We start from the raw sequence: 26,034 nt of genomic DNA on the forward strand, positions 1-26,034 counted from the left end.
AAACGGCCCCCCGCCCGCGGTTTGTCCGCCGGTGGGGGGCCGTTCGCTGGTCCGGGCCCGGCTTCGGGCCCCCGCGCGCGTGCGAGCCGGGATGGGCGGGGTCAGCCGCCGCACTGGCAGGGGGCGCCGGACTGGCAGCCGCAGCCGCAGCCCGAGCCGCAGCCGCAGGCCGCGAGCAGCGGGAGGCGCAGCGGCTCCGGCCGGGGCTGCTGCTCCTGCTCCGGGGTGATGGGGACGGGGGAATCGGGCATGGTTCCTCCTCGTGCAGGCGGCGTACGGGCCGCCGTACGACGGACCGCCTTCGCCTCATTCATGCCCAGCCACACCGGCGCGTCAACGGCGCATTGGGGCTCGCGCCCCCGCGGCCGCCGCAGGTCGGTGGCCCCCACGGCCCGCTGGGCCCAACCGTTCCGCTGGGCCCCCACGGCCCGCTGGGCCCACCCGTCTCGGTGGACCCTCGCGGCCTGCTGGACCCACCAGCCGTGCTGGACCACCTGCCCCTGTGGACCTACCCCCCCGGTGGACCCCCGCGGGCCCGCCCGTGGGTCAGACGCCGTCGACCTGGGTCGGCGCCTGGAGCTCGTCCGCGTGCTCGCCCGTCACCAGGTAGACCACGCGCTTGGCCACCGACACCGCGTGGTCCGCGAAGCGCTCGTAGTAGCGGCCCAGCAGGGTCACGTCCACCGCGGTCTCGATGCCGTGCTTCCAGCGGTCGTCCATCAGGTGCTGGAACAGCGTGCGGTGCAGCTGGTCCATCTCGTCGTCGTCCTGCTCCAGCTGGAGCGCCAGGTCGACGTCCTTGGTGATGATGACCTCGGCGGCCTTCGCCATCAGGCGCTGCGCCAGCTGCCCCATCTCCAGGATGGTGGCGTGCAGGTCCCGCGGCACGGCCGTGGCCGGGAAGCGCAGCCGGGCGAGCTTCGCCACGTGCTGGGCCAGGTCGCCGCTGCGCTCCAGGTCCGCGCTCATCCGCAGCGAGGTCACGACGATGCGCAGGTCGGTGGCGACCGGCTGCTGCCGGGCCAGCAGGGCGATGGCGCGGGCCTCCAGGTCGTGCTGGAGGTCGTCGACCTTCTGGTCGGCGGCGATGACACTCTCGGCGAGCTTCAGGTCGGCGTCGAGCATGGACGTCGTGGCCCGCCCGATCGCGGAACCGACCAGCCGGGCCATCTCGACCAGGCCCTCTCCGATCGAGTCCAGTTCCTCGTGGTACGCGTCACGCATGTCTGGTGTCCCTCTCTTGACCTACTGCACTGCTGCCGGGGCGGCCGGCCGGGAGTGGCCTCTCGCCCTACGTTGACAAGGTGAGCCGCAAACGCGTCCGACTCCGGCACCGCAAGTGAATCAGCCCCGTCCCCAGGGTGAACTCTGGGCGACGACTGTTCGAGGTGCCACCCGAACGGCTGTGGAAGTGCCGTTCAGCCTGCTTAACCTGGATGCATGGACGTGAACGCGGCGGTCGCCGCAGCTGCAGCGATCGCCGGTCTTTGCACCGGTGTGATCGCGATGCTGGCGTTCCGCTGGAGCGAGCGCGACCAAGCCCGCCCCACCCGGAGCTCCATGCGCCCCGACATCAACGCGGTGCTCCCGCCCGGCGTGGACACCGTCCTCTCCGTACTGCGCTCCTCCGCCGTCGTACTCGACGAGGGCGACGCGGTGGTCAAGGCCAGCTCGGCGGCGTACGCCCTCGGTCTGGTCCGCGGCGGCAAGCTCGCCGTGGAGCCCATGCTCCACATGGCCCGCGACACCCGCCGCGACGGGGAGATACGCCAGGTCGAGCTCGACCTGCCCCGGCGCGGCACCGGCCGCGGCGAGGCCCTCGCGGTCTCGGCGCGCGTGGCCCCGCTCGGCTCCCGCCTGGTGCTCCTCCTGGTCGAGGACCTCACCGAGGCCCGCCGCATCGAGGCCGTACGCCGTGACTTCGTGGCCAACGTGTCCCACGAGCTGAAGACACCGGTCGGAGCGATCTCCCTGCTCTCCGAGGCGGTCATGGACGCCGCGGACGACCCCGAGGCGGTCAGCCGCTTCGCGGGCCGGATGCAGATCGAGTCCACCCGGCTGATCAACCTCGTGCAGGAGCTCATCGACCTCTCCCGGGTACAGAACGACGACCCTCTGGAGGACGCCGAGCCCGTCCGCGTGGACACGCTGGTCGCCGAGGCCATCGACCGCTGCCGTCACACGGCCTCCTCGAAACAGATCACCATGGCCGCGGGCGGCACCGCCGACCTGCGCGTCTGGGGCAACCGCGGACAGCTCGCGGCAGCCCTCGGAAACCTGGTCGAGAACGCCGTCAACTACAGCCCCGCCCGCACCCGCGTCGGCATCGCCGGACGCAGGGTGGCGGCACCTGGGGGAGACTTGATCGAGATAGCCGTGACCGACCAGGGCATCGGCATCCCGGAAAAGGACCGCGAGCGCATCTTCGAGCGCTTCTACCGCGTGGACCCGGCCCGCTCCCGTGCCACGGGAGGAACGGGCCTCGGCCTCGCGATCGTGAAGCACGTGGCGGCCTCGCACGGCGGGGAGGTGGCGGTCTGGAGCTCGGAGGGTCAGGGTTCCACGTTCACCCTGCGACTTCCCGAAGCGGCCGCGCCGGCCCCGGCGACGGCCACCGAATCCACCCAGCCCCTGCTTGAACCAGAAACAGCACCAGCCATTCCTGCCCCGGAGGTCCTTCCGTGACCCGAGTGCTCGTCGTCGAGGATGAGGAATCCTTCAGCGACGCCCTGTCCTACATGCTCCGCAAGGAGGGCTTCGAGGTCGCGATCGCCGCGACCGGGCCCGACGGGCTCGACGAGTTCGAGCGCAACGGCGCCGACCTCGTCCTCCTCGACCTGATGCTCCCCGGCCTGCCGGGCACGGAGGTCTGCCGGCAGCTGCGCGGCCGCTCCAACGTCCCCGTGATCATGGTGACCGCCAAGGACAGCGAAATCGACAAGGTCGTCGGGCTGGAGATAGGAGCCGACGACTACGTCACCAAGCCCTTCTCCTCGCGGGAGCTGGTCGCCCGCATCCGCGCGGTCCTGCGCCGCCGCGGCGAACCGGAGGAGGTCACCCCGGCGGCCCTGGAGGCGGGTCCCGTACGGATGGACGTCGACCGCCACGTGGTCACCGTCGCGGGCGGCAAGGTGGACCTCCCGCTGAAGGAGTTCGACCTGCTGGAGATGCTGCTGCGCAACGCGGGGCGGGTACTGACCCGCATGCAGCTGATCGACCGGGTCTGGGGCGCCGACTACGTCGGTGACACCAAGACCCTCGACGTCCACGTCAAGCGCCTGCGCGCCAAGATCGAGCCGGATCCGGGTGCGCCGCGCTACCTGGTCACGGTTCGCGGCCTCGGTTACAAGTTCGAGCCGTAAGCCGAGGGCGTTCCGGCGGTCCGACGCCGGTCGGAGGCCGGCGCAGCGCCTGGAAGCCGGTGATGCCCCCGGGGCCTCAGCCGCGCGAGGGGCGCACGTGGGCACGTGGGACGGGACAGCGGGAAGGGCCCCCGGCCGCAGCAGCGGCCGGGGGCCCTTCCCGTACGTCGTCGTGGTGCGGCGGGCCTCAGTGACCCGCGGCGTGCGAGGCGGAGCCGGACGGCGAGCCGCCCGGCTTGCCCGCAGGGGTGCCGGACGGGCTGCCCGACGCCGCACCGGAGGGCGAGCCCGACGCCGCGCCCGACGGGGAACCGGACGGGGTGCCCGAGGGGCTGCCCGACGGGGTGGAGCCGGCGGCGGGGGCCACGGTCGGGCCGAAGCCGGCGTACATGCCCGTGGCCGGGACCACGAAGGCTTCCAGCTCGACCTTGCCCGTGCGGCTCAGCTGGAAGACGACCTGCTGCACGTTGCCGTCCACGAGGGCGTCCGCGCCCTCGATCACGGCGGAGGCGTTGCCCTGGCCGCCCAGGACCACGGAGCCGCCGGCGGGCACGGTGACCTTGCCGGAGCCCTCGGCGGCCTTCAGCGCGACCTTGGCCTTGCCACCCCCGAGGGTGACGGCGTCAAGGGTCTGCGGCTCGGTGCCCGCGTTGAACACGGTCGCCGAGACGGCCGCGGGGCCCTTCTTGTCCTTCTCGCCCTGGGTGATGACCAGTGCGTTCTGGATCTTGATGTCGCCCTTGGTGGCGGCGGCGTTGTCGGGCTTGATCTGGAGGGTCTCCGCGTGGGTGCCCGCACCGCAGGCGGCCAGCGAGGCGATCGAGAACACGACGGCGGTGGCGGCGAGGGCGCCGCGTCGAAGGCTGCGGCTCACGGCGGCGGCATCTCCTTGGACGTACGGAACGGGAAGGTGGACGCTCGGAACGGCGAAGGTAAAGCCGCTCTAAGGGTGTGTCAGCGCGCTTAGGTTACCGAGCCGCCGCCCCGCCCCCGCACCCGACCCTCCGCAGCACACGGGCCACCCTCGCCCCATCCCGCGATCCGTCCCGCGATCTTGCATTCCGGGTGCGGCCCCGTCGGGGTTCCCCTCGCCGATCATGTTCCGCTCGTATAACGTGCGCGCGGCCGCCCGGTGATCAATTCCGGGATTCCCCCGAACGCGCCTCCGTGATCAATTGCGGATTGGGCCGGAACCCCTCCGTACGGGCGCCCGCCAGTCGATCGGAGTAGTTCGGTTTCCCGGCCTCGAACCCGGCAAAACGGGACGTACGTCACGCTGACGGGTGTGCCGGACAGGTGTAGCGTGGCCCTTTCGCCTGGTCCGCACAGCGCCCCCGACCTGCGATTACCCCCTTCCAGGAGCCCTCCGCAGCACGTTCCTGTCGCTGTTGTCAAGCCCCGAGATATGCCCTGACCTGCGAAAACGCCATTCATAACAGTCAGTTCTCGTGTTACCCTGGATAGCCACGGAAGGGGTACCTGTCACATGACGTTCAAGGTTGGCGACACCGTGGTCTATCCCCATCACGGGGCCGCGCTGATCGAGGCCATTGAGACTCGTCAGATCAAAGGCGTGGACAAGACCTACTTGGTGCTCAAGGTCGCCCAGGGCGACCTGACGGTTCGTGTGCCTGCGGACAATGCGGAGTTCGTCGGTGTTCGCGACGTAGTCGGCCAGGACGGGCTGGACCGGGTCTTCGAGGTGCTTCGCGCACCGTACGCAGAAGAGCCGACGAACTGGTCCCGGCGCTACAAGGCAAATCTGGAGAAGCTCGCTTCTGGCGATGTCATCAAGGTCGCCGAAGTTGTGCGCGACCTGTGGCGTCGTGAGCGCGAGCGCGGGCTGTCCGCGGGCGAGAAGCGCATGCTCGCGAAGGCACGCCAGATCCTGGTGAGCGAGCTCGCGCTCGCCGAGAACACGAACGAGGACAAGGCCGAGGCCCTCCTCGACGAGGTGCTCGCGTCCTGACGCGAGGCCCCGTCCACCGTTCCCGATCAGCGTTCATCCGCGTTGTCCTCGACGCGGCTGATCACACGGGTTCATCAAAACAGTGTTTACACAGTTGTGCCGCGGTGCCCGCTGACGCGGTCTCTCCTCCACGAGAGACCTGTTGCCGGGCGCTGCGGCATGTCTGCACCCGCACACCCGTACGTACCCCTTGAAGCCATTGCCTCACTGGCGTGTTGCCTCACTGGCGTGCCGGGCCCGGGCAGCCTGCTCGACCGGTCGTCACGGAAGGGGCGAGGGGCGTCGCACCCGGCACGCTTCAGGCCATACCCATGTCGGCCGAAGCCACAAACCTGGCTGCGCAACCCGGAGCTATCGGAGCCATCGATGTATGACGAATCGCGCCCCGAGGGCGCCCCGCACCCCCACCACACCGCCGCGGTCATCCCGGCCGCCGGCCGCGGGGTGCGCCTCGGCCCAGGCGCCCCCAAGGCCCTGAGGTCCCTCGGCGGCATCCCCATGCTCGTCCACGCCGTCCGCGCGATGGCCCGCTCGCGCGCGGTCTCCGTCGTGGTCGTCGTCGCGCCGCCCGCCGACGCCGCCGACGTACGCCTGCTCCTCGACGAGCACGCGCTGCCCGACCGCACCGAGGTCCTGGTCGTCCCCGGCGGGGAGACCCGCCAGGAGTCCGTGCGCGCCGGCCTGGACGCCCTCCCCGGGCACATCACCTCCGTACTCGTCCACGACGCGGCCCGCCCGCTGGTCCCCGTGGACACCGTGGACGCCGTCGTCGAGGCCGTCCGCGAGGGCGCCCCCGCCGTGGTCCCCGGCCTGCCGCTGGCCGACACCGTCAAGGAGGTCGAGCCCGGCAAGCCCGGCGAGCCCGAGCCGGTCGTGGCCACCCCCGAACGCGCCCGGCTGCGCGCCGTACAGACCCCGCAGGGCTTCGACCTCGCCACCCTCGCCCGCGCGCACCGGGAGATCGACCTCGGCGGCGAGGGCGCCACCGACGACGCCGGGATGGTCGAACGCCTCGGCATCACCGTCACGGTCGTCCCCGGCCACGAAGAGGCCTTCAAGGTCACCCGTCCGCTCGACCTGGTCCTCGCCGAGGCCGTACTCGCCCGCAGGAGGGCCACCGATGCCTACTGACCGCACCGCCCAGCCGCTGATCCCGCTCGTCGGCATCGGCACCGACGTGCACGCCTTCGAGACCGGCCGTGAGCTGTGGTGCGCAGGCTTGCTGTGGGAGGGCGAGGACGGGCTCGCCGGGCACTCCGACGGCGACGTCGCCGCACACGCCGCCTGCGACGCGCTCTTCTCCGCCGCCGGAGTCGGAGACCTCGGCGCGCACTTCGGCACCTCCCGCCCCGAGTGGTCCGGCGCCGCCGGGGTCACCCTCCTGGCGGAGGCCGCCCGCATCGTCCGCGCCGAGGGCTTCGAGATCGGCAACATCGCGATCCAGGTGATCGGCGTACGGCCGAAGATCGGCAAGCGGCGCGAAGAGGCGCAGAAGGCGCTCGCGGCCGCAGCGGGCGCCCCCGTGTCCGTGTCCGGCACCACCACCGACGGCCTGGGCCTCACCGGCCGCGCCGAGGGGCTCGCCGCCATCGCCACCGCCCTGGTGTACCGCACGAGCCGGACCTGAGTCCCGCTCGCCGACGCACCGCTTCGGCAACAAACCCGCCCCGCGTCCCGAAAGGGTCGCGGGGCACTGCTACAGGCGCACTACCCTGGATGCCGTGACTATTCGCCTGTACGACACCAGCGCCCGGCAGATCCGCGACTTCACCCCGCTCACAGCGGGCTGTGTCTCGATCTACCTCTGTGGCGCCACGGTGCAGGCCGCCCCGCACATCGGGCACATCCGGTCGGGCCTCAACTTCGACATGATGCGCCGCTGGTTCGAGTACCGGGGCTACGAGGTCACCTTCATCCGCAACGTCACGGACATCGACGACAAGATCATCGCGAAGTCCGCCGAGCAGCGCCGCCCCTGGTGGTCCATCGGGTACGAGAACGAGCGCGCCTTCAACGACGGTTACGCCGCCCTCGGCTGCCTCCCGCCCACCTACGAGCCCCGCGCCACCGGCCACGTCACCGAGATGGTCGAGATGATGCGCGGCCTCATCGAGCGCGGCCACGCCTACGAGTCCGAGGGCAACGTCTACTTCGACGTGAAGTCGTACCCCGACTACCTCGCGCTCTCCCGCCAGGACCTCGACAACATCCGCCAGCCGGAGTCCACCGGCGAGACGGGCAAGCGCGACGCCCGCGACTTCGCCATGTGGAAGTCGGTCAAGCCCGGCGAGCCCTCCTGGGAGACCCCGTGGGGCCGCGGCCGCCCGGGCTGGCACCTGGAGTGCTCCGCCATGGCGCACAAGTACCTCGGCGAGGCCTTCGACATCCACGGCGGCGGCCTGGACCTGATCTTCCCGCACCACGAGAACGAGATCGCCCAGGCCAAGGCCTTCGGCGACGCGTTCGCGGCGTACTGGGTGCACAACGCCTGGGTCACCATGTCCGGCGAGAAGATGTCCAAGTCGCTCGGCAACTCGGTCCTCGTCTCCGAGATGGTCAAGCAGTGGCGCCCGATCGTGCTGCGCTACTACCTCGGCACCCCGCACTACCGGTCGATGATCGAGTACAGCGAGGAGGCCCTGCGCGAGGCCGAGTCGGCGTTCGCCCGGATCGAGGGCTTCTACCAGCGCGTCATCGAGAAGGCCGGCGGCGCGGTCGAGCCCGCCGCCGAGGTCCCGCCCGCCTTCGCCGAGGCCATGGACGACGACCTGGGCGTCCCGCAGGCGCTCGCCATCGTCCACACCACGGTCCGCCAGGGCAACAGCGCCCTGGCCGCCGACGACAAGGACGCGGCCATCGCGCGGCTGTCCGAGGTCCGGGCCATGCTCGGTGTCCTCGGCCTGGACCCGCTCGACCCGCACTGGGCGGGCGAGACCGACCGCGGCGAGGACCTCCACGGCGCCGTCGACACCCTCGTACGCCTGGTCCTGGAGCAGCGCGAGTCCGCCCGGGCCCGCAAGGACTGGGCCACCGCCGACGCCATCCGCGACCAGCTCCAGCAGTCCGGCCTGGTCATCGAGGACAGCCCGACGGGTCCGCGCTGGACGCTCGGCCCCCGCTGAGCCCGGCCCGCTGAACTTGGTGTGCCGCCCGGCGCTCCGGGCGGCACACTCTTCATACGTACATACCGCAGCATCAACGAAAACAGGTAGAAGTCATGGCCGGGAACAGCCAGCGCAGGAACCGTCGCACGTCCAACAAGAAGGGCGCGACGGTCGGCAGCGGTGGCCAGCGGCGCAAGGGCCTGGAAGGCAAGGGCCCCACGCCCAAGGCCGAGGACCGCAAGAAGCACAAGGCGAACCGCATCAGCAACGCCATGGCCCGCCAGGCCGCCAAGCGCCGCCCGGCCCCCCGCCGCGGCGGCCCCAAGGGCACCAGCGAGATGGTCGTCGGCCGCAACCCGGTCTTCGAGGCGCTGCGCGACGGCGTACCCGCGACCACCCTGTACGTGCAGCAGTTCATCGACAACGACGAGCGCGTCCGCGAAGCCCTCCAGCTCGCGGCCGAGCGCGGCAACATCAACCTGATGGAAGCCCCGCGCCCCGAGCTCGACCGCATGACCAACGGGCTCAACCACCAGGGCATGGTCCTCCAGGTCCCGCCGTACGAGTACGCGCACCCGGAGGACCTCACCGCCGCCGCGTACGACAACGGCGAGGACCCGCTGATCGTCGCGCTCGACGGGGTCACCGACCCGCGCAACCTCGGCGCGATCGTCCGCTCCGTCTCCGCCTTCGGCGGCCACGGCGTGGTCATCCCCGAGCGCCGCGCCGCCGGCATGACCGCCGGTGCCTGGAAGACCTCGGCCGGCACCGCCGCCCGTACCCCGGTCTCCCGCGTCACCAACCTGACCCGCGCCCTCCAGGAGTACAAGAAGGCCGGCATCACCGTCGTCGGTCTCGCGGCCGAGGGCGAGCACACCGTCAGCGACCTGGCGGCGCTCGGCGGCCCGGTCGTCATCGTCGTCGGCTCCGAGGGCAAGGGCCTGGGCCGGCTCGTCGGCGAGAACTGCGACTACCTCGTCCGCATCCCGATGCCGGGTGGCGCCGAATCCCTCAACGCCGGTGTCGCCGCGGGCGTCGTGCTGTACGAGGCGGCCCGCAGCCGCGCGAACCGTGGGCGCGTCTGAGCTCTCCGCGCGTCGGAGCTCTGCCGAATGGCCTACGGTCCGTGACCCGTGAGCGTGTCACCCCGTCCTTTTCGGGCGGGGTGACTTGATCTTGACGGGTCTCGGACAGATCCCTGATGTCAAGGCAGTGTCCTAAACACTGATCACTCGGTTAGATGAGTGTGGACACCAGAACGTCAGGGTTCGACGACCAGCCCGCGCTGAGCATGGTCAAGGTGCCGTGCGATCCCGCACAGGTCATCGTCAACCACGCCAGCTTCCGCGTGCGGCTCGCACCGAGCCCGAGCGCGCGTTCCAAGCCCGCGAACGCCCCCGGCAGAGCCCCCGTGCTCGGCGGCGCCGTGGTCGCCGCCGCCGGGGTCACCCGCCGCCGGGCCCCCGTCGTCTGGAGCGGCAAGTCGGACGCCGGTGACGCCGCGGCCATGGGCGGACTCCTCCAGGCCGTACGGGAGGCAGGCAGAGGCAGCGACGGGTACGACGGCGGCGCCACCCAGGTCATCCCGCGCATCGACCTGGCCCACGACCTCGCCGAGGACACCCTCGTCACGCCGACCGTCATCGGCCAGCGCACCTACGGCGATCCCGGCGAGACGCGCCCGCTGGCCGCCGTACGCGACCTGCCGTACGCGGCCGGATACGCGGACGGGCCGCCCGAACCCGGGCCGGACGCCCGGCGCGGCGGCCCCGACGCGCGCGGACAGGCCTCGTACTACCCCGGCCGCCGGATGAACCTCGGCGTCGTGCTGCTCCCGCTGCGCGTCTTCCTCGGCTTCATCTCCATCTACGCCGGCATGGGCAAGCTGTGCGACCCCGTCTACTTCGACGGCGGCGAACGCGGCTCCATGGTCACCTGGCTGCACACCCTGCACCCCTGGGCCCTCGCCGAGCCGCTGCGGGACTTCGCGCTCGCGCACCCGGTCGGAGCCGGGCTCAGCGTCGCGTTCCTCCAGGTCATCGTCGGCGTGCTGACGGTGTTCGGCCTGTGGCAGCGGTTCGCCGCCTGCTTCGGGGCACTGCTGTCCGCCGCGCTGCTGATGACGGTGAGCTGGAAGACCGTCCCCGCCTACGACGCGCCCGACATCATCTACCTCGCCGCCTGGTCCCCGCTGATCATCGCCGGCGCGCCGGTGTACTCCCTCGACGGGCGGCTCGCCGGCGAGGCCTGGCGCACGCTCGGACCGCGCTCCGAGGTGTGGCGGCTGCGGCGGCGCGTCCTGCGGCGCGGGGCCGTCATGGCCACCGTCGTATGCGGCCTGACCCTGCTCGTCGGCTCGCTCCTCGGCGGAGCCGTCCGCTCCACCACCGTGGTCACCGTGCCCGGCCCGGGGCAGCCCCCGGCCAACTACCTGCCCGGTACGCCGCTGCCGCAGACCCCGGCCCGCCAGCCGCAGCAGCAGCAGCCCTCGCAGCAGCCCTCGAAGGCGGCGGAGCCCTCGGCCACCCCGACCGAGCCCGCCGCGAAGTCCGGACGCGGTGCCTCGGGCGGCCCCGCCCGGGAGACCGCCGGGACCGGCTCCGAGTCGCCCACCGCGACCCGTGGCACCACCGGCAAGCAGACCCCGCGCAGCACCCCCCGGCAGTCCGCCCCGCAGAAGGCGCCGTCCTCCTCCTCGGGGAGCGGCGGAACGGGCGGGAGCAGCACCCCGACGAAGCAGCCCGGCCTGGTGGGCGGCCTCCTCGGCTGATCAGCCCGGCGGACGAAGCGACGGGGCCCGGTACGCACGAGCGTGCCGGGCCCCGCCGCGTGTGCCGTGGCTCTGCCGTGCGGGTGCGGGTGTGCGTGCGCCGGGCCGTGTGTGCCGTGCCTTTGCTGCGGGTGTGCCGGGCCGCGTGTGCCGGGCCGCGTGTGCCCGTACGGGACCTGCGTACGGGCGCCGAACTCGCGTATGAAAAGCCTCAGGAGGCCGTCTGCGCGGCCAACTCCCTTGCCGCCTCGGTCAAGTCCTTGGCCGTGTCGATCGCCCGCCAGTAGGCCCCCTGGGGCAGCGGGAAGCCCGCCAGGCGGCGTTCGCGGGCCAGGCGCGGGAAAGTGGTGCGCTCGTGGTCGCCCAAGTCGGGCAGCAGCGCGGCGAATTCGGGACCGAAGACGTACACGCCGGCGTTGATCAGATAAGGCGACGGCGGGGATTCGATGAAGTCCAGCACCTGCCCGAACTCGTTCGTCTCCACCACCCCCCAGGGGATCCGCGGCCGGGCGAGGGCGAGGGTCGCCGTCGCACCGCGCTCGGCGTGGAAGGCGGCCATCTCCCGGAGCGAGAAACGGGTCCAGATGTCACCGTTCGTCGCGTACCAGGCCTGCTCGGGGAACGGCAGGTGCCGCGCGGCGTACTTGAGGCCGCCGCCCCGCCCCAGGGGCTCCTCCTCGACCACGGTCGTCACGTGCAGCGGCAGCCGCGCCTGCCCCAGCCACTCCTGGAGCACCTCCGCGAGGTGCCCGCAGGAGACCACGGCGTGCGTGACCCCCTCGGCGGCCAGCCAGGCCAGCTGGTGCCCGATGATCGGCACCCCGGTCCCCGGGATCTCCACCATCGGCTTCGGGCGGTCGTCCGTGTACGGCCGCAGCCGCGAACCCTGGCCGCCCGCCAGGACGACTGCCTGGGTGGGTGCGGCGGGGAACGCGGCTGCGGGATCGGTGGATCGGGGTGCGGGAGGCGCGTCGGTCATGGCGGCCAGCGTAGGGACGCGGCGGCCCTCAGCCCATGGAGGCGACGCCGGACGCGTACGAGGTGTCGCACACGGGCCGGGCGACGGACTGGGCCTTCGTCGGGCCGTACACCTCCACGGCGGCCCGCCCCAGCGCCCGGGCGATCCCGACGCAGTGCTCGGCGAGCGAGGGGCGCTTGTTCACCTCCTGCTGGAGGTGGGTGAGGACGTCACCCGGCTCCTGGCCGGCGCGCAGCTCGTCGACGAGCTTGTCGCGCAGCAGCTCCTGCGCGGCGCGCGGCTTCGCGGGGACGGAGACGTCCTCGGCGGAAGCGGTCAGGATCTGGGAGGAGGACGTGTCCGCCCAGGGGACCATGGTGACCGCGAGGGTCCCGGACAGGACCAGGACGACGGGCAGGACCAGGGCGAGGGAACGGCCGATACGGCGGGCAGTGTGGGTCACGAGGGCGAGAGTAGCGCTCGGTGAAGATTTGGCGACATTTAGTCACCCGGTCGGGGGATGGTTCGATGTGGCTTTTCGAATTATGGGTTGACGGGCGGGGCCGAATGCCCGGTCTGCCAGGGTTCCTTCCTGGTTCCCGCGGGTCCTGCGCGGGGCTCTCCGGCGGGTCCTGGGACGGTCCTGCGACGGCCCTCCGGCGGAGTCTCCGGGGCGGCTCTCTCGCGCCCGTTCCCCCAACGCACGGGAAAGGGGCGCCCCTTGACGGGACGCCCCTTCGAACCCTTGCGGCGGCGCTGCTAGTTGGAGAGCCGCTCGCCGGAGGAGGTCGAGAACACGTGGATCTCGCCGGCCCGCGGCACCACGTGCAGGGTCGAGCCCTTCTCGGGGACCTGGCGGCCGCCGACGCGGACCACGATGTCCTGTCCGCCCTCGGCGGCCGGGGTGGAGCCGTAGACGTAGCCGTCGGCGCCGAGTTCCTCGACCACGTTCACGGTGATGGTCAGACCGCCCGTGTCGCCGACGTCGAAGTGCTCGGGGCGGACGCCGACCGTGACGGTGCGGTCGCCCGCGTCGGCCGCGGCGGACAGCGCCTCGCGCGACACCGGGACGACGCTGTCGCCGAACTTCACGCCGCCGTCGGCGATCGGGACCTCGACCAGGTTCATGGCCGGGGAGCCGATGAAGCCGGCGACGAAGAGGTTGGCCGGGCGGTCGTACATGTTGCGCGGGGTGTCGACCTGCTGGAGCAGACCGTCCTTGAGGACCGCCACCCGGTCGCCCATGGTCATGGCCTCGACCTGGTCGTGGGTGACGTAGACGGTGGTGATGCCGAGGTCGCGCTGGAGCGCCGCGATCTGCGTACGGGTGGAGACGCGGAGCTTGGCGTCGAGGTTCGACAGCGGCTCGTCCATGAGGAACACCTGCGGCTTGCGCACGATGGCCCGGCCCATGGCGACGCGCTGGCGCTGGCCGCCGGAGAGCGCCTTCGGCTTGCGGTCGAGGTACTGGGTCAGGTCCAGCATCTTCGCCGCGTCCTCCACCTTGCGGCGGATGGTGGCCTTGTCCTCACCGGCGATCTTGAGCGCGAAGCCCATGTTGTCGGCGACGGACATGTGCGGGTAGAGCGCGTAGTTCTGGAACACCATCGCGATGTCCCGGTCCTTGGGCGGCAGGTGCGTGACGTCGCGGTCGCCGATGCGGATGGCGCCGCCGTTGACGTCCTCCAGGCCGGCGAGCATGCGCAGCGAGGTGGACTTGCCGCAGCCGGACGGGCCGACGAGGACGAGGAACTCGCCGTCCTCGATCTCCAGCTCCAGCGCGTCGACGGCGGGCTTGTCGCCGCCGGGGTACAGCCGGGTCGCCTTGTCGAAAGTGACAGAAGCCATGGTGATGAATCCCTTCTACCGGCAGGAACGTGCCGGACGATCCGAGTGGAAGGTCTAGTCCAGTTGACCGGACTCCGCCCGACGCTACCCCGCCCGCACGGCTCCTGTCAGCACCCCCCGGGCAACGGTTTGGCCGTCCGGGCCCGCGGCGGGTGCCCCGGGGTGACTTCGCGTGGGCAGGGCACCGGTGGTCTTAACGTGATGGCTCGGGTAATCGGGCGCTGTGTAGAGTGATGGCGGCTTTGCTCGCAGTGGATGTGCGGGCGTTGTCGCGCCCCCTTAGCTCAGTCCGGCCAGAGCAACGCACTTGTAATGCGTAGGTCGTCGGTTCGAATCCGACAGGGGGCTCCATCCCAGGTCAGAGGCTTGTTGATCGAGGGAATATGTACGGAAGCGGAAGGCCTCGGGTGATCACCCGGGGCCTTCCGTCGTTTCGTCAGTGGCGGCCCGAGATGCGGTCGGCCAGGCGGGCCAGGGGGGTTGTCGTCGGGGTGTGGGTGGCCGTTTCGTGGCGGTCCGCGGCGCGGTAGGCGGTGTAGAGGGCCTGGACGCCGAGCCAGCGGAAGGGCTCCGGCTCCCAGCGGCGGACGCGGTGGTTCACCCAGGGGAGGGTGGTCAGGTCGGTGGACTCGCCCTGGACCAGGTCGCGCAGGGTGCGGGCGGCGAGGTTGGCGGTGGCGACGCCCGAGCCGACGTAGCCGCCCGCCCAGCCCAGGCCCGTGGCACGGTCGAGGGTGACCGTCGCGCACCAGTCGCGGGGGACGCCGAGGACGCCCGACCAGGCGTGGGTGATCTCCGTACCGGCGAGGATCGGGAAGAACGAGGTCAGCAGGTCGGTCAGGGCCTCGATCGTGGCGGGCTGGGTGCGCCCGTCGTTGTCGGTGCGGGAGCCGAAGCGGTACGGGACCCCGCGGCCGCCGATCGCGATGCGGTCGTCGGCGGTGCGCTGGGCGTACATGTAGGCGTGCGCCATGTCCCCGAGGACCTCCCGGCCCGACCAGCCGAGCCGGTCCCAGGTCTCCGGCGGGAGCGGGGCCGTCGCGATCATCGAGGAGTTCATCGGGAGCCAGGAGCGCTTCTGGCCCTTGAGGGAGGCGGTGAAGCCCTCGGTGCAGCGCAGGACGTAGGGGGCGCGGACGGTGCCGTAGGGGGTGACGGCTTTGCGCGGGGCGATCTCGGTGACGGGCGTGGACTCGTGGATGACGACGCCGAGGCGTTCGGCTGCGGCGGCCAGGCCCTTGAGGAGCTTCAAGGGGTGGATGCGGGCGCCGTGCGGGCTCCAGCTCGCGCCGACCGCGTCGGCGACGCCGATCCGGTCGGCGGCGGTGGCGGCGTCGTACAGCTCGCGGTCGGTCTCGCCGAAGGCGACTTCGGCGCGGTGGAAGGCCTTGAGGCGGGTGAGCTGGGCGGGGTTGCGGGCGATTTCGAGGACGCCGCCCCGGTGGATGTCGGCGTCGATGCCCTCCTTGGCGGCGACGTCGATGACCTCGGTGACGGTGTCGTTCATGGCCAGCTGGAGGCGCCGGGCGGCCTCTTGGCCGTGGAGGGCGGCGTAGCGGTCGCGGCCGGCGATGCCGTTGTAGAGCCAGCCGCCGTTGCGGCCGGAGGCCCCGTAGCCGCAGAACTTCTGCTCCAGGACGGTGACGCGCAGGTCGGGGGCGGACGACTTGAGGTAGTACGCCGTCCACAGGCCGGTGTAGCCGCCGCCGACGATGACGACGTCGGCCGTGGCGTCGCTGGTGAGGGGGGCGCGGGGTGGGGCGGTGGGGGCGGTGCGGTCCGTCGCGTGCCAGAAGGAGATGCCGCCGTTGATCGTCATGGGGGAGTTGGTACACGGCGCGCGAGAGGGGTGTCCAGGGACGGGTTGTCGTGCGTCGGGGCGGGAGGGGTGGCCGGATGGCTGATGTGGGAGGGGTGCTGGGGGCCGTAGGGTGATGGGGGTTTTGTCTGGTTTTAGGGTGAGAGGTTCGTTTCATGGTGGGCGTACGTGGGGCAGGGCGCGCGCGGCGCGTCGTCGTGGCGGTCGCGGCGGCGGCGTTGCTGGGCGGGGCCGTCGCCGGCTGCGGGGGCGGGCCCGGTTCCGGCTCCGGGGACGGTCCGGGGGCGGCCGCCTCCGCTGCGGTGGTGCGGACCAGCCCGATCGCGGACGTACTGGCGCAGCTGCCCGCGAGGGTGGAGGGCGCGAAGGTCGTCGTGGGCCGTCCGGAGGCGCCGCGCACCGCGCAGGTGCTGGTGGACCCGCGGTGCGGCTACTGCGCGCGGTTCGAGGAGGCCGGGGGCGAGACGCTGCTCAAGCTGGCGGCGGAGGGCAGCGTGAAGGTCGAGTACCTGCTGGCGTCCTTCCTGGACCGGGACGGGGTGAGCGGTTCGGTCAAGGCGGTGAACGCGCTGCGGGCGTCGGTGGACGAGGGGAAGTTCGCCGAGTACCAGGCGGCGGTCTTCGCCAGTCAGCCGAAGGGGAAGTTCACGGACGAGCTGCTGCTGGAGATTGCGGACCGGGTGCCGGGGCTGCGCGGGGCGCGGTTCGACGGGGCCGTCGCGGAGATGACGTACGAGGGGTGGGTCGGCGAGGCGGAGCGGGCCTTTGAGGCGACGGGGGCGCAGGGGACTCCTGTGGTGCTGGTGGACGGGCAGCCGGTGGGGGCCAAGGACCGGTCGATGTTCGACGCGGCGGCCTTCGCGGGGGCGCTGAAGGGTGTGGGGATCGGCTGAGCGGGTGCCGTGGATCGGCCTAGGCTCGGGGCATGGTCGACATTCCGGACGGGTTGGTCCAGGCGCAGATCAGGTACAACGGCGACGCGGGGCGGGAGTTCATCGCGGCGCTGCCGGGGCGGGCTGCGGAGTTCCTGGAACGGTGGGAGCTGCGGCGCACCGGGCCCGGGATGCACGGGGTGACGGCTCTGGTGCTGCCGGTGGAGCGGGCTGACGGGAGCGCGGCCGCGCTGAAGTTGCAGCTGCTGGACGAGGAGAGCGCGGGGGAACCGGTCGCGCTGCGGGCCTGGGCCGGGCAGGGCTCCGTACGGCTGCTGGAGCACGACGAGGGGACGGGCACGCTGCTGTTGGAGCGGCTCGACGAGGGCCGGCACCTGTCGTGGCTGGCGGAGCGGGACTCGCGGCGCGCGGTGCGGGTGGTCGCGGAGCTGCTGGCGCGGCTGACGGCGGTACGGGCGCCGGCCGGGCTGCGGGGGCTGGGGGAGGTCACCGCGGGGATGCTGGACGGGGTACCGGACGCGCTGGGGCGGCTGCCCGACGCACGGGCGCGGGCGCTGCTGCGGGACTGCGCGGCGGCGGTGGCGGAGGTCGCGGCGGAGCCGGGGGACCGGCTGCTGCACTGGGACCTGCACTACGACAACGTGCTCGCCGGCGAGCGGGAGGCGTGGCTGGCGATCGACCCGAAGCCGCTGGCGGGCGATCCGGGCTTCGACCTGCTGCCGGCGATCAACAACAACTTCCGTGCGGACGAGGTGCGGTGGCGGTTCGACCTGCTGACGGAGGTGCTGGGGCTGGACCGCGAGCGGGCGCGGGCGTGGACGCTGGCGCGGGTGCTGCAGAACTGCCTGTGGGATGTGGAGGACGGGGAGGACGAGATGCAGGAGGAACAGCTGGTGGTGGCGGAGCTGCTGCTCGGGCGGCGGTGAGTGGTGAGGGGTGAGCGGGGCCGGGCGGGGCCGGGCGGGGCCGGGCGGGGCCGGGCGCCGGGGGATGGAAGGGGTCGGGCGGGGCGTGGGCGGGACGACTTAGGCTGCACGGATGATCCGTAGCGCTCGCGTCACCGACGTCCCCGCCCTGCACGCCATGATCCGCGAACTCGCGGACTACGAGAAGTCGTTGCACGAGGTCCGTGTCACCGAGGACCAGCTGCGCGAGGCGCTGTTCGGGGAGCGGCCGGCGGCGTTCTCGCACATCGCGGAGACGGAGGACGGGGAGGTCGTCGGCTTCGCCCTCTGGTTCCTGAACTTCTCGACGTGGCGCGGGGTGCACGGCATCTACCTGGAGGACCTGTACGTACGCCCGGGCGCGCGCGGCGGCGGGTACGGCAAGGCCCTGCTGGCGGAGCTGGCGCGGACCTGTGTGGAGCGCGGGTACGAGCGGCTGGAGTGGTCGGTCCTCGACTGGAACACCCCCGCCGTCGACTTCTACCAGTCGGTCGGGGCGGTGTCGATGGACGAGTGGACGGTGAACCGGCTGACGGACGACGCGCTGCGCGGGCTCGCGGCCGGGGCGCGGTGAGCGCGGGGGTCAGGAGGGGCGGGGGACGGGTTCCAGGATGACCTTGCCCGTGGTGGCGCGGGTTTCCAGGGCTCGGTGGGCGGTGGCGGCCTCGGCCAGGGGGTAGCGGGTCAGGGCCGGGCGGAGGCGGCCCGTGGCGGCTTCGGCGAGGGCGCGGGTCTCCAGGGTGCGCAGGGGGTCGGGGGTGCCGACGCGCTGGAGCATGGCGGGGCCGAGGACGTGCTGTGTGGTGATCCCGCGGGCGGTGAGCGCGGCGCGTTCGGTGTCGGTGAGGGTCAGGGGACCGCCGGACCAGCCGAAGACCAGGTGCAGGGCTCCGGGGGCGAGCAGGTCGAGGCAGGCGCGGGCGGTGGCGCCGCCGACGGAGTCGAAGAGGACGGTGGCGCCGTCGGGGTAGCGGGCGCGCACCGCTTCGGGCCAGCCGGGCGCGGTGTAGTCGAGGGCGAGGTCGGCGCCGTTCGCGGCCGCGAGGGCGGTTTTGGCGGGGCCGCCGGCGAGGGCGACGACGGTGGCGCCGGCGTTCTTGGCGTACTGGACGAGCAGGGTGCCGATGCCGCCCGCGGCGGCGGGGACGAGGGCGACGGAGCCCGGGCCGAGCTCGGTGAACTGGAGGATCCCCAGGGTGGTGCGGCCGGTGCCGATCATGGCTACGGCCTGGGCGGGGTCGAGGCCCGGCGGCAGGGCGTGCAGGCGGTCGGCGTCGGCGACGGCGTACTCGGCGTAGCCCCCGGGGACGAAGCCGAGGTGGACGACGACCTGGCGGCCCAGCCAGGCGGGGTCGGTGCCGGGGCCGAGGGCGTCGACGGTGCCGGCGACCTCCCGGCCGGGGATGGTCGGGAGCTCGGGGAGGGCGTGGGAGGGGCCGCCCTGGACGCCCTCGCGGAGGCTGGTGTCGAGCAGGTGCACGCCGGCGGCGGCCACGGCGATGCGGACCTGGCCGGGGGCCGGGGCGGGGGTGGGGGCGGGCTCGTAGGTGAGGTTCTCGGCGGGGCCGAAGGCGTGGAGGCGGATGGCGTTCATGGTGGCGTCGGTGGTGGCGTTGGTGATGGGTGCGGTGTGGGTGGTGGGGCTTGTGGTGGCGTCCGTGGGTTCCATGAGGTCAGCCTCCGGCCTCAAGTGCGCTTGAGGTCAAGGGCCCGCATTGTCGGTGGGGTGGGTCACGATGGGGCGATGGCGAGCGTGCGAAAAGGGCAGCAGCGGGACACGGTGAAGGCGGCGCGGCGGCCGGAGGTACGGCTTCCGGAGCTGGCGGCGTGGGCGGGCGGCGAGCTGGAGCCGGACGGGGACTACGACGGGCTGGAGTTCGCGGACCAGGACTGGGCGGGTCAGGAGGGGGTCGGGGCCCGCTTCATGGACTGCGCGGTGCGGCGGTGCGCGCTGGACGAGACGGGGCTGGCGAAGGCGCGGTTCATGGACTCCGTGCTGGAGGGGGTCCGCGGGGTGGGGACGGACCTGTCCGGGGCCTCGCTGCGGGACGTGGAGCTGGTGGACGCCCGGCTGGGCGGCGTACAGCTGCACGGGGCGGTGCTGGAGCGGGTGGTGGTCCGCGGCGGGAAGATCGACTACCTGAACCTGCGGAAGGCACGGCTGCGGGACGTGGTCTTCGAGGGGTGCGTGCTGGTGGAGCCGGACTTCGGGGGTGCGGTGCTGGAACGGGTGGAGTTCCGGGACTGCGCGCTGCGCGGGGCGGACTTCAGCGGGGTGCGGATGTCCGACGTGGACCTACGGGCGGCCGCCGAGCTGGGGATCGCCCGCGGGGTGGACGCGCTGGCCGGAGCGGTGATCAGCCCGGCGCAGCTGTTCGACCTGGCTCCGGCGTTGGCGGCGCAGCTGGGCGTGCGGGTGGTTCCGTAGCGGGCGGGGGGTCCGGCGAGGCGCCGCTGCCGGGGCTCCGGGTGCCGCTGTTGCCGGGGCTCGGCGCGCCGCCGCCGCTGGGCTCCGCTCCGGACCCCGCGCGTTGCCGCTGCTGGGGCTCCGCCCCGGGCTCCGGGCCGCCGCTGCTGGGCTCCGCTCCGGACCCCGCGCGTTGCCGCTGCTGGGGCTCCGCCCCGGGCTCCGGGCCGCCGCCGCTGGGCTCCGCCCCGGACTCCGCGTGCTGCCGCTGCCGGGCTCCGGGCCTTGAACGCCGGCGGGGCTGGATCTGCCCGGCGGGGCTGAGGGAGCAGGGGTTACGCGGGGACGCGGGGGAAGCGGGACTGGAGCATCCAGATGGCGGGGTTGTCGGCCAGGCCGTCGTGCATGTCGATCAGGTCCGCGATCAGGTCGTGCAGGAAGTCGCGGGCCTCGCGGCGCAGCAGGCGGTGGCTGAAGGTCAGCGGGTCCTCCTCGGCCGGCATCCAGTCGGCCTCCACGTCGACCCAGCCGAAGCGGCGCTCGAAGAGCATGCGGTCCGTGGACTCGGTGAAGTCGAGTTCCGCGTACTGGCGGTTGGAGGAGCGGCTGCCGCGGGGGTCCTGGTCGAGCTGCTCGACGATGTCGCACAGGGCCCAGGCGAAGTCCAGTACGGGCACCCATCCCCAGGCTGTGGACACTTCCCGGTCCGCGTTGGTGTCGGCGAGGTACACGTCCCCGCAGAACAGGTCGTGCCGCAGGGTGTGGACGTCCGCCGAGCGGTAGTCGGTCTGCGGGGGGTCGGGGAAGCGCCGGGAGAGGGAATAGCCGATGTCGAGCACGTACCCGATGGTGTCACGGCCGGGCGGGGGCTGACACAGCCGCCGGCTCGCCTGGCGGCGGGACCGCCTGGCCGCGGGCGCGGGAGGACCGGATCGCCGCCCGGGCGGTCCCTGACGGTGGCCCGCTCCGGTGGCCCGGGCCACCGCCCCGGCGGGGGCGTCCGGGCCCGGGGACACGGCAGGCCCGCTTCCGGGCGGGGGTTCGCTCGTGGGCGCCCGGCCCGGGGTGGTGGCGTGCCCCCGGGGCCCTGCTCGGGGTCGGTGGCGTGCCCGGTCCTGGGCGGTGGTCCCGGGCGGTGGCCCGCCCGGGGGTCGGTTCCTGGCCGGGTTGATGGCGTGGCCCCGCTCCGGGGCGATGACCCGTTCCAGGTCAAGGCTGGTCCCCGGGTCAGCCTGGTCCCCGGGTCAAGCCTGGTCCTCCGGTCGAGCCCGGCCCCCGCGTCGAGCGCGCCCCCGGGACCGTGCCCCGCCCGGGTCAGGCCCCGCGGGGTCGAGGGACCCGTTCCGCGTCGAGCCTCGCCCTCGGGTCGAGCCCTGCCCGGGGTTGAGCCCCTCAGATCAGGCCCTCGCCCGGGTCAGGCCTCGTCCGGGCCGAGGTCCGCGCCGGGTCGGGCCCCCGGGCAAGCCCGTTCCCCCGGTCGATGCCAGCCCCCGCGTCGAACCGCCCCCGGGACCGCGCCTCGCCCGGGTCAGGCCCCGGCGCGGGTCGAGCCTCGCCCTCGGGGCGAGCCCCCAGGTCAGGCCCTCCCGGGTCAGGCCCCAGGTGGGGCTCGATCCGGGCGGGGGGCGGTGTCCGGGGAGGTCAGCGGGCGGTGATGCGGGTGGTCGTCCTGTCGGTGTTGTTCGACCTGCGGGGGTCGGGGGTGGGGGAGGTGACGCGGGCTGTTGCGGTGACGGTGCCCCGGCGGGTGGTTCGTACGGTGACGTGGAAGACCCGCTGCTGGCCGGCGCCGAGGGCCTGGATGCGCCAGGTCAGCGGGGTGGGAGTCCGCTGGGCGGTGCCCGGGGAGGTGCTCGTGACGGGCACGCCGCGGGGGAGGGTCAGGGTGACGGCCGCGTCGGAGGCGCTGAAGGGGCCGTTGTTGGTGACCGTGACGGTGTAGGCGTACTCGGTGCCGCCGGGCACGGTGGCCGGTGCGTCCAGCGTGACGGCCAGGTCGGCCCTGGGCCGGCCGGCTTCGACCTTCACCCGCCCGACGCGGTCGCCGAAGACCTCGGTGAACCACATGTTGCCGTCCGGGCCGGCGGTGATGCGGGTCGGGGCGCTGTCCGGGGTGGGCACCGGGAACTGCGAGACGGTCCCGGCTGTGGTGATCCGCCCGATCTGGTTGGTGAGCTGCGCGGTGAACCACAGGTTCCCGTCGGGCCCCGCGGCGATTCCGTCCGGGCCGGCGTCGGGGACGTCGTACTCCATGACGGCGCCGGAGGTGCTGATCTTCCCGATGCGGTTGCCGAAGAGCTCGGTGAACCACAGGTTGCCGTCGGGGCCGGCGGTGATGACGTCCGGGCCGCTGTCCGCCTGCGGGAGCGGGAACTCGGTGATGGTCCCGCCGGTGGTGATCCTTCCGATCCGGTTGCCGAGGATCTCGGTGAACCAGAGGTTCCCGTCGGGGCCCGTGGTGATGCTCTCCGGGGCGCTGCCGGCGGTGGGGAGCGGGTAGGAGGCCGTGATGTCGCCCGAGGTGGTGATCTTCACGATCCGGTCGCCGGGGTCCGTGGTGAACCAGAGGTTCCCGTCGGGTCCGGTGGTGATGGCGAACGGGCTGCCGTTCGACGCGGGCACGGGGTACGTGGTGACGGCGCCCGCGGTGGTGATCTTCCCGATGAGGCCGGCGGCGGTGAACCACAGGTTGCCGTCGGGGCCGGCCGTGATGCCGATCGGGCCGATGGGCTGACCGGGGCGCAGGTCGTACTCGGCGAGGAGCTCCCCGGCGGGGGTCATCCGGCCGATCTTGGCGATGCCGGCCTCGGTGAACCACAGGTTGCCGTCGGGGCCGGTGGTGATGTCGCCGGGGCTGCTGCCGATGGTGGGGAGCGGGAATTCGGTGATGTCCCCGACCGCGGCACGGGCCGGGGCGGTGGCGGTCACGGGCAGGCTGACCAGGCTGAGGAGGCAGGCGACGGCCAGCCGGTACGCCCAGCGGAGGCGGTGGGGGCGCGGTGTGCGGTGGGGGGCGCGGCGTGGTGTGCGGGGCTGGGGTGCGTACGGGGGGCGTGGGGGCATGGGGGGACAGACCTTCCGGCCGGACGTCGGGGGGCAGGCCCGGGCTCGGAAGGAGGCCTCGCCGGCGGGTCTGGTGCGCTGCCGGGCGGCTCTTGGGGTCGCGACAGCGGTGCGCCGCCCCGGCGTGCCGTGGCGGTGCGCGGCGTGGGGAACCGCGCAGTGAAGCGTAGGACGCCGGGTGACGGCGTGTCAGCTTCTCCTCGGCCAGCAGGCTGACCGCCAACGGGGTACTCCGGCGGAGGCGGCGGGCCCCGTGGCGGACGCGCGCGCCGGGCCCCTCCCCGCGCGCGCCACTTCGGGCTCACTCATCCATGTCAGGGCAGGAGGCGCTGTTCCTTGGCCACCGAGACGGCGCCCGCGCGGGTGTCGACGCCGAGCTTGTCGTAGATGCGGCCCAGGTGGGTCTTGACCGTGGCCTCGCTGATGAACAGCGCGCGGGCGATGTCGCGGTTGCCGAGGCCGCGGGCCAGCTGGCCGAGGATGTCCAGTTCGCGGTCGGTGAGGGTGGGGCGGGTACCGCGCATGTGGGCCATCACGCGGCTGGCCACCGGTGGGGAGAGGGTGGTGCGGCCCTGGGCCGCCGAGTGGATGGCGGCGAACAGCTCCTCGGGGCGCTCGGCCTTGAGGAGGTAGCCCGTGGCGCCCGCGCCGATGGCCCGGGTGATGTCCGCGTCCGTGTCGTACGTGGTGAGGACCAGGACGTGCGGCGGGTCCGGGAGGGCCGTGATGCGGCGGGTGGCCTCGACTCCGTCGATGCCCTCGCCCAGCTGGAGGTCCATCAGGACCACGTCGGGCCGGAGTTTGGCGGCCAGGGCGACGGCCTCCTCGCCGCTGCCCGCCTCGCCGAGCACCTCGATGTCGGGCTCGCTGCCGAGGAGGGCCAGCAGGCCGGCCCGTACGACCACGTGGTCGTCGCAGAGGAGGATCGTCGTCATGGGGCCGGCTCCAGGGGGATGGCCGCGGAGAGGACGGTGCCCTCGCCCGGCGTGGATTCGATGGTCAGGGTGCCGCCCAGCTGGCGGACGCGGGCGCGCATCGCGGGGAGGCCGTGGCCGCGTTCCGCGGCGGTGGAGGCGGCGGTGGTGCGGGGCTTGGCGAAGCCGTGGCCGTCGTCGGCGATGTCCAGGACGACCTGGTCGCCCAGGAAACTCAGGGTCAGCGCGGTCGTACGGGCTCCGGAGTGCTCGCGTACGTTCGCCAGCGCGCCCTGGGCGATGCGCAGCAGGGCCGACTGGACGCGGTCGGGGAGCGGGGCCGGGGTGCCTTCGAGGTGGAAGCGGACCTCGATGTCCGGGCCCGCGTCCAGGGCGCGCAGGGCCTCGGGGAGGCCGGCGCCGTCGGCGAGTTCGGCCGGGGCCAGGTCGTGTACGAGCCGGCGTGCCTCGGCGAGGCCGCGGGCGGAGATGCCGGTGGCGGTACGGACGTGCGCGCGGGCGGTGCCGGGGTCGGTGTCCCAGGTCCGGTCCGCGGCCTGGAGCAGCATCTGCTGGCTGGACAGGTTCTGCGCGAGGGTGTCGTGGATCTCCATGGACAGCCGCTGGCGTTCGGCGAGGGTGCCTTCGCGGCGTTCGGTGGCGGCGAGTTCCCTGCGGGTGCGGATCAGGTCGTCGATCAGTGTGCGCTGGGCCTGTGCCTGGCGTTCCATGTGGACGAAGACGGCGGTGGCGAGGGCGGCGACGGCGGGCGGGGCCAGCAGCAGGTTGGGGTCGAAGGCGGTGGCGAGCTGGAGCTGGGCGATCACGACGAAGACGGTGAGCAGGGCGACGAGGACGATGGCGGCGCGGGGCGGGAGCGTGCGCAGGGCGGTGAAGAAGAGCGGTACGGCGCACCAGGCGAAGCTCGGCGCGAGCACGACGAGGACCACCCAGGTGGCTACGACGAGGCCGAGCCAGAGGAGGCGGCGGGTTGGCTGCGCCGGTGCTCGGCCGGGGTGGGGGGCTGCGCTGGGTTGGCGGGAGGCGCCGACGGCCGGGCCGAGGACGTACAGCAGGGCGAGGGTGATGCTGAGGGCGAGGACCCAGGGGGTGCGGGGTTCGCCGGGGTGCCGCAGGAGGAAGCGGGCCACCGAGGCGCCGAGCAGCAGGAAGAACGCGGCGTGCATGACGGCGGCCAGGGTCCGGGTGTCGGGATCGGCGGATGCGCGCTGCCGTGGGGGTGGGGCGGGGCTCACGGGGGGCTCCTGGGGTGGGGGCGGACACTCCCATCCTGCCGTGTCCCCTGCGGGGGGCTCGGCGGGTGGGGCCTGGCTCCGCCCGGGCCCTGGGGCTCCGCCCCGGACCCCGCGCCTCAATCGCCGGCGGGGTTGTAATCGGCCCCCGCCGGGCTTGGCCGGGTGCGGCGCCGTTGCTGGGGCGCTGCCCCAGGCCCCGCGCCTCAATCGCCGGCGGGGCTGTAGTTGGCCCCCGCCGGGCTTGGCCGGGTGCGGCGCCGTTGCTGGGGCTCTGCCCCAGGCCTCGCGCCTCAATCGCCGGCGGGGCTGGGTTTGGCGTCGGGTGTGGGCCGGGGCCGCCGCTTCCCCTGCGGGGGGCTCGGCGGGTGCGGTCTCGGCTGCGCCGTGCTTGCGGGGTGTGGGCCGGGGCCGCTCCGGAGCGTCTCCTCGGCTCGCGCACTTAACCCCGGCTGCGAATGTCCGGCCTGGGTTGCGCGCTCGTCCTGCGGGGACTCTCCTGCGCGTCCCCGTCCCACGCCCGGGCTTCGGAAGCCGGCCCTTGCGCCCGTTGGGATTCGTGGTGGAGGGGAGTGGTGCCGTGCAGGGGCGTCCCCGCAGGACGAGCGCGCAACCTGGGTCCCAATTGCGTAGCGGGGGCTCAGTGCGCGAGCCGAGGAGACAGCCCGGAGGGGCACCGCGGACCGACCCCACCGACCAGGCCCCGGCAAAGCCGAACCGCACACCGCCG

Annotated in this window: 24 protein-coding genes and 1 tRNA gene; 13 read left to right on the forward strand and 12 right to left on the reverse strand. The window is 73.2% G+C overall.

Annotated elements, in window-relative coordinates; translation table 11 throughout:
* Nucleotides 1-101: 101 nt before the first annotated feature.
* Both AB0D94_RS27710 and phoU read right to left on the reverse strand, forming a co-directional pair.
* Nucleotides 102-251, reverse strand: a complete 150-nt coding sequence (locus tag AB0D94_RS27710) for a hypothetical protein (RefSeq protein ID WP_008743931.1) — start codon at nt 249-251, stop codon at nt 102-104.
* A 295-nt stretch (nt 252-546) separates the two neighbouring features.
* Nucleotides 547-1,224, reverse strand: coding sequence for a phosphate signaling complex protein PhoU (phoU, locus tag AB0D94_RS27715; protein ID WP_362056732.1), 678 nt, complete (start codon nt 1,222-1,224; stop codon nt 547-549).
* 216 nt (nt 1,225-1,440) lie between these two features.
* Here phoU and AB0D94_RS27720 point away from each other — a divergent pair, with 216 nt between their 5' ends.
* Both AB0D94_RS27720 and AB0D94_RS27725 read left to right on the forward strand, forming a co-directional pair.
* Nucleotides 1,441-2,685 carry an ATP-binding protein gene (locus AB0D94_RS27720; protein ID WP_362056735.1) on the forward strand — a complete coding sequence of 415 codons (1,245 nt, stop codon included), beginning with the start codon at nt 1,441-1,443 and terminating at the stop codon, nt 2,683-2,685.
* Entirely contained in the window at nt 2,682-3,362 is a 681-nt protein-coding gene (locus tag AB0D94_RS27725) for a response regulator transcription factor (protein ID WP_030387286.1), read from the forward strand. The genes AB0D94_RS27720 and AB0D94_RS27725 overlap by 4 nt, the downstream gene beginning before the upstream one ends.
* A 187-nt stretch (nt 3,363-3,549) precedes the next feature.
* Here AB0D94_RS27725 and AB0D94_RS27730 read toward each other — a convergent pair whose 3' ends face one another.
* The gene (locus tag AB0D94_RS27730; protein WP_362056739.1) at nt 3,550-4,236 is read right to left on the reverse strand and encodes a DUF461 domain-containing protein; all 687 of its coding nucleotides are present in this window, start codon (nt 4,234-4,236) and stop codon (nt 3,550-3,552) included.
* Nucleotides 4,237-4,848: 612 nt separating this feature from the next.
* Here AB0D94_RS27730 and AB0D94_RS27735 point away from each other — a divergent pair.
* The 6 genes from AB0D94_RS27735 to AB0D94_RS27760 all read left to right on the forward strand — a co-directional run bounded on the left by AB0D94_RS27735 (nt 4,849) and on the right by AB0D94_RS27760 (nt 11,205).
* A complete protein-coding gene (locus AB0D94_RS27735) occupies nt 4,849-5,331 on the forward strand; it encodes a CarD family transcriptional regulator (protein WP_003953493.1) in 483 nt (160 codons plus the stop codon).
* 366 nt (nt 5,332-5,697) lie between these two features.
* Entirely contained in the window at nt 5,698-6,462 is a 765-nt protein-coding gene (ispD, locus tag AB0D94_RS27740) for a 2-C-methyl-D-erythritol 4-phosphate cytidylyltransferase (protein WP_362056742.1), read from the forward strand.
* Nucleotides 6,452-6,958: a 2-C-methyl-D-erythritol 2,4-cyclodiphosphate synthase gene (ispF, locus tag AB0D94_RS27745; RefSeq protein ID WP_362056745.1), complete on the forward strand. Its 507-nt coding sequence runs from the start codon at nt 6,452-6,454 to the stop codon at nt 6,956-6,958. Before ispD ends, ispF begins: the two co-directional genes overlap by 11 nt.
* Nucleotides 6,959-7,052: 94 nt before the next feature.
* On the forward strand, nt 7,053-8,453 hold the full coding sequence (gene cysS / locus AB0D94_RS27750; protein ID WP_362056748.1) for a cysteine--tRNA ligase: 1,401 nt from the start codon (nt 7,053-7,055) through the stop codon (nt 8,451-8,453).
* Nucleotides 8,454-8,548: 95 nt separating this feature from the next.
* Nucleotides 8,549-9,520 carry a 23S rRNA (guanosine(2251)-2'-O)-methyltransferase RlmB gene (rlmB, locus tag AB0D94_RS27755; protein ID WP_362056752.1) on the forward strand — a complete coding sequence of 324 codons (972 nt, stop codon included), beginning with the start codon at nt 8,549-8,551 and terminating at the stop codon, nt 9,518-9,520.
* Between the two features lie 155 nt (nt 9,521-9,675).
* The gene (locus AB0D94_RS27760) at nt 9,676-11,205 is read left to right on the forward strand and encodes a DoxX family protein (protein ID WP_362056755.1); all 1,530 of its coding nucleotides are present in this window, start codon (nt 9,676-9,678) and stop codon (nt 11,203-11,205) included.
* A gap of 211 nt (nt 11,206-11,416) precedes the next feature.
* Here the strand turns inward: AB0D94_RS27760 and AB0D94_RS27765 are convergent, their stop codons facing one another.
* From AB0D94_RS27765 to ugpC, 3 genes are all read right to left on the reverse strand, one after another.
* Nucleotides 11,417-12,184: a nucleotidyltransferase family protein gene (locus AB0D94_RS27765; RefSeq protein WP_362056758.1), complete on the reverse strand. Its 768-nt coding sequence runs from the start codon at nt 12,182-12,184 to the stop codon at nt 11,417-11,419.
* Between the two features lie 28 nt (nt 12,185-12,212).
* Nucleotides 12,213-12,626: a hypothetical protein gene (locus AB0D94_RS27770; protein WP_362056761.1), complete on the reverse strand. Its 414-nt coding sequence runs from the start codon at nt 12,624-12,626 to the stop codon at nt 12,213-12,215.
* A gap of 296 nt (nt 12,627-12,922) precedes the next feature.
* Nucleotides 12,923-14,011, reverse strand: a complete 1,089-nt coding sequence (ugpC, locus tag AB0D94_RS27775; RefSeq protein ID WP_362056764.1) for a sn-glycerol-3-phosphate ABC transporter ATP-binding protein UgpC — start codon at nt 14,009-14,011, stop codon at nt 12,923-12,925.
* Between the two features lie 273 nt (nt 14,012-14,284).
* Here ugpC and AB0D94_RS27780 point away from each other — a divergent pair.
* Nucleotides 14,285-14,362, forward strand: a tRNA-Thr gene (locus AB0D94_RS27780).
* 85 nt (nt 14,363-14,447) lie between these two features.
* Here AB0D94_RS27780 and AB0D94_RS27785 read toward each other — a convergent pair.
* Nucleotides 14,448-15,830 carry an FAD-dependent oxidoreductase gene (locus AB0D94_RS27785; protein WP_362056767.1) on the reverse strand — a complete coding sequence of 461 codons (1,383 nt, stop codon included), beginning with the start codon at nt 15,828-15,830 and terminating at the stop codon, nt 14,448-14,450.
* A 155-nt stretch (nt 15,831-15,985) separates the two neighbouring features.
* Here AB0D94_RS27785 and AB0D94_RS27790 point away from each other — a divergent pair, with 155 nt between their 5' ends.
* From AB0D94_RS27790 to AB0D94_RS27800, 3 genes are all read left to right on the forward strand, one after another.
* Nucleotides 15,986-16,723: a thioredoxin domain-containing protein gene (locus AB0D94_RS27790; protein WP_362056770.1), complete on the forward strand. Its 738-nt coding sequence runs from the start codon at nt 15,986-15,988 to the stop codon at nt 16,721-16,723.
* 32 nt (nt 16,724-16,755) lie between these two features.
* Nucleotides 16,756-17,649: an aminoglycoside phosphotransferase family protein gene (locus AB0D94_RS27795; protein WP_362056773.1), complete on the forward strand. Its 894-nt coding sequence runs from the start codon at nt 16,756-16,758 to the stop codon at nt 17,647-17,649.
* A gap of 112 nt (nt 17,650-17,761) precedes the next feature.
* Nucleotides 17,762-18,241 (forward strand): GNAT family N-acetyltransferase, encoded by a 480-nt coding sequence (locus AB0D94_RS27800; protein ID WP_362056776.1) that lies wholly within the window; start codon nt 17,762-17,764, stop codon nt 18,239-18,241.
* A 9-nt stretch (nt 18,242-18,250) separates the two neighbouring features.
* Here the strand turns inward: AB0D94_RS27800 and AB0D94_RS27805 are convergent, their stop codons facing one another.
* Complete coding sequence (locus tag AB0D94_RS27805; RefSeq protein WP_362056793.1) at nt 18,251-19,261, reverse strand: zinc-binding dehydrogenase; 1,011 nt, start codon at nt 19,259-19,261, stop codon at nt 18,251-18,253.
* A 150-nt stretch (nt 19,262-19,411) separates the two neighbouring features.
* Between AB0D94_RS27805 and AB0D94_RS27810 the strand changes: the two genes are divergently transcribed.
* A complete protein-coding gene (locus tag AB0D94_RS27810; RefSeq protein WP_362056779.1) occupies nt 19,412-20,095 on the forward strand; it encodes a pentapeptide repeat-containing protein in 684 nt (227 codons plus the stop codon).
* A 314-nt stretch (nt 20,096-20,409) separates the two neighbouring features.
* Here the strand turns inward: AB0D94_RS27810 and AB0D94_RS27815 are convergent, their stop codons facing one another.
* The 4 genes from AB0D94_RS27815 to AB0D94_RS27830 all read right to left on the reverse strand — a co-directional run bounded on the left by AB0D94_RS27815 (nt 20,410) and on the right by AB0D94_RS27830 (nt 25,238).
* Nucleotides 20,410-20,913, reverse strand: a complete 504-nt coding sequence (locus tag AB0D94_RS27815; RefSeq protein ID WP_266935234.1) for a hypothetical protein — start codon at nt 20,911-20,913, stop codon at nt 20,410-20,412.
* A gap of 802 nt (nt 20,914-21,715) precedes the next feature.
* A complete protein-coding gene (locus tag AB0D94_RS27820; protein WP_362056783.1) occupies nt 21,716-23,137 on the reverse strand; it encodes a hypothetical protein in 1,422 nt (473 codons plus the stop codon).
* 314 nt (nt 23,138-23,451) lie between these two features.
* Nucleotides 23,452-24,072: a response regulator transcription factor gene (locus AB0D94_RS27825; protein WP_362056786.1), complete on the reverse strand. Its 621-nt coding sequence runs from the start codon at nt 24,070-24,072 to the stop codon at nt 23,452-23,454.
* A complete protein-coding gene (locus AB0D94_RS27830) occupies nt 24,069-25,238 on the reverse strand; it encodes a sensor histidine kinase (RefSeq protein WP_362056796.1) in 1,170 nt (389 codons plus the stop codon). Before AB0D94_RS27830 ends, AB0D94_RS27825 begins: the two co-directional genes overlap by 4 nt.
* Nucleotides 25,239-26,034 lie beyond the last annotated feature (796 nt).

This window comes from Streptomyces sp. NPDC048255 (assembly GCF_040652415.1).
Lineage (GTDB): Bacteria > Actinomycetota > Actinomycetes > Streptomycetales > Streptomycetaceae > Streptomyces.

Coding starts and splice junctions, on each gene's coding strand:
- AB0D94_RS27710 (WP_008743931.1), bottom strand. CDS start 251: ATGCCCGATTCCCCCGTCCCCATCACCCCGGAGCAGGAGCAGCAGCCC.
- phoU (WP_362056732.1), bottom strand. CDS start 1,224: ATGCGTGACGCGTACCACGAGGAACTGGACTCGATCGGAGAGGGCCTG.
- AB0D94_RS27720 (WP_362056735.1), top strand. CDS start 1,441: ATGGACGTGAACGCGGCGGTCGCCGCAGCTGCAGCGATCGCCGGTCTT.
- AB0D94_RS27735 (WP_003953493.1), top strand. CDS start 4,849: ATGACGTTCAAGGTTGGCGACACCGTGGTCTATCCCCATCACGGGGCC.
- ispD (WP_362056742.1), top strand. CDS start 5,698: ATGTATGACGAATCGCGCCCCGAGGGCGCCCCGCACCCCCACCACACC.
- ispF (WP_362056745.1), top strand. CDS start 6,452: ATGCCTACTGACCGCACCGCCCAGCCGCTGATCCCGCTCGTCGGCATC.
- rlmB (WP_362056752.1), top strand. CDS start 8,549: ATGGCCGGGAACAGCCAGCGCAGGAACCGTCGCACGTCCAACAAGAAG.
- AB0D94_RS27760 (WP_362056755.1), top strand. CDS start 9,676: ATGAGTGTGGACACCAGAACGTCAGGGTTCGACGACCAGCCCGCGCTG.
- AB0D94_RS27765 (WP_362056758.1), bottom strand. CDS start 12,184: ATGACCGACGCGCCTCCCGCACCCCGATCCACCGATCCCGCAGCCGCG.
- ugpC (WP_362056764.1), bottom strand. CDS start 14,011: ATGGCTTCTGTCACTTTCGACAAGGCGACCCGGCTGTACCCCGGCGGC.
- AB0D94_RS27785 (WP_362056767.1), bottom strand. CDS start 15,830: ATGACGATCAACGGCGGCATCTCCTTCTGGCACGCGACGGACCGCACC.
- AB0D94_RS27790 (WP_362056770.1), top strand. CDS start 15,986: ATGGTGGGCGTACGTGGGGCAGGGCGCGCGCGGCGCGTCGTCGTGGCG.
- AB0D94_RS27795 (WP_362056773.1), top strand. CDS start 16,756: ATGGTCGACATTCCGGACGGGTTGGTCCAGGCGCAGATCAGGTACAAC.
- AB0D94_RS27800 (WP_362056776.1), top strand. CDS start 17,762: ATGATCCGTAGCGCTCGCGTCACCGACGTCCCCGCCCTGCACGCCATG.
- AB0D94_RS27805 (WP_362056793.1), bottom strand. CDS start 19,261: ATGAACGCCATCCGCCTCCACGCCTTCGGCCCCGCCGAGAACCTCACC.
- AB0D94_RS27810 (WP_362056779.1), top strand. CDS start 19,412: ATGGCGAGCGTGCGAAAAGGGCAGCAGCGGGACACGGTGAAGGCGGCG.
- AB0D94_RS27820 (WP_362056783.1), bottom strand. CDS start 23,137: ATGCCCCCACGCCCCCCGTACGCACCCCAGCCCCGCACACCACGCCGC.
- AB0D94_RS27825 (WP_362056786.1), bottom strand. CDS start 24,072: ATGACGACGATCCTCCTCTGCGACGACCACGTGGTCGTACGGGCCGGC.
- AB0D94_RS27830 (WP_362056796.1), bottom strand. CDS start 25,238: ATGCACGCCGCGTTCTTCCTGCTGCTCGGCGCCTCGGTGGCCCGCTTC.